Here is a 1,358-nt window from a genome sequence, read left to right as displayed (position 1 = left end):
GTGGGTTCGGTCCTCCAATCAGTGTTACCTGATCTTCAACCTGCTCATGGATAGATCGCCCGGTTTCGGGTCTATTCACTGCGACTGGACGCCCTGTTAAGACTCGCTTTCGCTACGGCTTCCCTATTCGGTTAACCTTGCCACAGAAAATAAGTCGCTGACCCATTATACAAAAGGTACGCAGTTACAAGAGACTAGTATCAAGAGACAAGAAACAAGATTGGATGGACGTAAACCTGATGGTTATTCCTCCTGACACTTGTATCTTGATACTAGCCCCTTGCTCCCACTGCTTGTACGTACACGGTTTCAGGTTCTGTTTCACTCCCCTCAACGGGGTTCTTTTCGCCTTTCCCTCACGGTACTGGTTCACTATCGGTCAGTCAGGAGTATTTAGCCTTGGAGGATGGTCCCCCCATGTTCAGACAACATTTCACGTGTGCCGTCCTACTCGATTTCACAATAAATGGCCTTTCGTGTACGGGGCTGTCACCCACTATGGCGGCACTTTCCAGAGCCTTCCACTAGACCAAAAATTGCTTAAGGGCTGGTCCCCGTTCGCTCGCCGCTACTGGGGGAATCTCGGTTGATTTCTTTTCCTCCGGGTACTTAGATGTTTCAGTTCCCCGGGTTCGCCTCCTGAACCCTATGTATTCAGGTTAAGGATACTCACTTGTGTGAGTGGGTTTCCCCATTCGGACATTCCTGGATCAGCGCCTGTTTATCGGCTCCCCAAGACTTTTCGCAGATTACCACGTCCTTCATCGCCTCTGACTGCCAAGGCATCCACCGTGTACGCTTAGTCACTTGACCATATAACCCAAAACGATCTGTTTGGCTGCGATATTTTCCTTCATGCGGCGTTGCAATCTTCACTCTGTCAGTCACATACCATGGGTATGCTCCTTCCGTCGTTCAGCTTGCGCCTTGCCTGAAGAAAAATCTCTTTGCCAAACCCCATAAAAAGGGCCTGTTCTGAATTAAAGGTTCATATAACTACCTTTAACGATCTCCAGTTCATCACTGGCCACTGTTAACTGACCACTGACAACTGGACGCCATACACATTAGCTATTACCTTGCGGTAAATAACTTGAGAGTGTCTCAGCAAGAATCTCATTAAAAGACTAACGTCTTTTAAATCAACTCAGCTTATTTAAGTTTGGATTCCACATTGTTAAAGAACAAAACTAACAACTGTCAACTGACCACCGTCAACTGACAACTGATAATCAAACAATTCGTGTGAACGCTTATGGAAGGTCGGTCGTCGTTTAAGGAGGTGATCCAGCCCCAGGTTCCCCTAGGGCTACCTTGTTACGACTTCACCCCAGTCATGAATCACTCCGTGGTAATCG

General features: G+C 47.6%; 2 rRNA genes. Both read right to left on the bottom strand.

Going from position 1 to position 1,358, the window contains the following annotated elements:
* Positions 1 to 813 (bottom strand): 23S ribosomal RNA (locus KBW69_RS23360); the annotation flags it as partial.
* Positions 814 to 1,275: 462 nt separating this feature from the next.
* Positions 1,276 to 1,358: ribosomal RNA gene (locus tag KBW69_RS23355) — 16S ribosomal RNA — on the bottom strand; the annotation flags it as partial.

This window comes from Endozoicomonas sp. ISHI1 (genome assembly GCF_024606225.1).
Taxonomy (GTDB): Bacteria; Pseudomonadota; Gammaproteobacteria; order Pseudomonadales; family Endozoicomonadaceae; genus Endozoicomonas_A.
This window is presented reverse-complemented; position numbering and strand designations above follow the sequence as displayed.